The sequence below is a fragment of the Candidatus Obscuribacterales bacterium genome, from assembly GCA_036703605.1.
GTDB lineage: Bacteria > Cyanobacteriota > Cyanobacteriia > RECH01 > RECH01 > RECH01.
Genome location: DATNRH010001228.1, coordinates 1 through 2,042, shown reverse-complemented (window position 1 = coordinate 2,042; position 2,042 = coordinate 1). Strand labels below are relative to the sequence as shown.

Annotated in this window: 2 protein-coding genes; both read right to left on the bottom strand. The window is 52.2% G+C overall.

The genetic code is table 11. From position 1 onward, the window contains the following. Nucleotides 1-571 (bottom strand): hypothetical protein (locus V6D20_25490; GenBank protein HEY9819137.1); only part of this gene is annotated, 571 nt, incomplete at its 3' end. A gap of 76 nt (nt 572-647) precedes the next feature. Beyond that, the coding region (locus V6D20_25485; GenBank protein HEY9819136.1) for an ATP-binding protein at nt 648-2,042 on the bottom strand (1,395 nt) is incomplete at its 5' end.

Sequence of the window (2,042 nt, the reverse complement as noted above, 5' to 3'; positions counted from 1 at the left end):
GTTTAGCTTCAGCGATGACTACACCGCTTTGATCCATCTCAAAACGATAGACCATCACCCGCGCAAAACCACTCAGACGGTGGACTTCCTGGGCAATGCCTTGGGCCAACTGGTCAAGAGTATGGGCATAGCGCACCGAGGCGATCGCCTGTTTGAACTGCTGATAAAACTCGATGGAGCTGCGATGAATGGGTTTGTGCTGGGGTTCTAGCTCTAGAATGACGCGATCGCCCACCCGGTGCAGCGTTCCTTGAAACCGTCGCCGTCCCTTGGGAGCCGTGCGCACCACTACCAAAAAAGGATTGACCAGCTCTAGCGGTTCCTGAGTCAACCATTGAGCGATCGCCTCTGTCTGGCGGACGGACATGAGGCAGGTAAGAGAATTCCCCAAGGCAGCGTCTGGCGTTAGCCCCAAAAGGTCTTCGATATTATCGCTCACCTGCTGAAGGATGAGACCTGCCTCCAAAACCAGCAAAACACCGTGAGGTTGAATACAGCCTGGAGTCTGCAGGGGTTCATGGTCACAATCAGCCGGATCAAGCGACGAGGGACGATGGATAGAATAATCCACAGAATCTATTTCCGACACAAACGATCTGACACAAACGATATAACGATAGCTCGCCAATGAGAACCAGCATCAAGAGTTAGATGTGAGTCTGAGTCAACTCACTAATCAGGTCAAACCGAAACTGGTGAGTTAATGCGGCGAGGGGAGTGGCAAGACAAGAAGCAGTGGCGGGAATCTGACCGATTAAGGCATAAATAGCGCGGTGGTCACAGCGTAGAGCAGCTTGGTGGAGTTGATTAATCCAGTCCCTAGGCATGGCGGAGAGTGCCTCTGGATCAAGAGTTGTGGGGGCAATCCGGCCTGGATGACCGAAGCTAACTCCTTCATCCTCCCCATCGTATAGGCTAGAGATACCCAAAAGTTCCGTAATTTCACTGAAGAGGCGATCGCGTACAAGGGGTGGATTCAGAACAGCTACGGTTTCAGGATACAGGGATTTCTGGGCATCTATGTTGGAATGATGGCTAGAATCGAGCGTTAACACCCGCAGCACCTTGGGTAGCGATGCTTTTGGGTCAGCCAAGAGGTAGGACTGAATGATTTGGGCGGATAGCTCAGGAACCTCTCCCAACACGACGACGTGGGGCTGCCAATGGCGAATTTGCTGAAGACAAGAGGGGCGATCGTTAGCCATCTGCACTTGAAACCCTGCTTCTGATAGCCATTGGCTGAGCAGGAGCCGTCGCACTTGAGATGCCTCCACAACACCCACTCGATAGGTGGACAACTCTGGTGAAAACCGCACTAGATCATCCAAGATCTCGGCGCTTTCTATGACGTGGCGCACCGGCACCGTCAGGCAAAAGGTGCTGCCTTGGTCAGGCTGACTTTTAACCGTCAACATGCCGCCCATCACCGTGGCTAAACGACGGCTGAGGGCTAGCCCTACCCCAGTGCCATTGGGCATCAGACCATTATAGGGAATCTGCGTAAACATCTCAAAAATCATATCGAGAGACTCGGCTGGAATCCCAACCCCTGTATCGATAATTTCAATCATCAGCATGACCGTTCCCGAGTCGTTTTGGGCCGACAACGGTTCATTAGATGGCGGATCTTGAAGGCGTGCTCGTAGGGTAATGTGTCCTTGCGCGGTAAATTTCAGCGCGTTGTCCATCAGATTCGTGAGAATCTGCCGCAGTTTTTGGTGATCTACGTAAATATAGTCTGGAAGATTAGCAGCTTGCTCTAGGCTGAGGGCTAGATTTTTTTGGGTAGCCTGAAGCTGAAACGAGGCCTGCAGCGATCGCAACAGAGTTGACAAACTCACCGCTCGTTCGATGCGGGGCATATCTCCCGAGGTGGTGCGGGCCATGTCTAGGATATTGTCGATCAGCCCTAACAGATGTTCGCTACTTTGAATCATGATGTCGAGGTAATCTCGATGTTCATCACAGACCCATTCATCATGACGCATCACCTGGGCAAAGCCTAAAATCGCGTTCAGCGGCGTGCGCAGTTCATGGCTCAT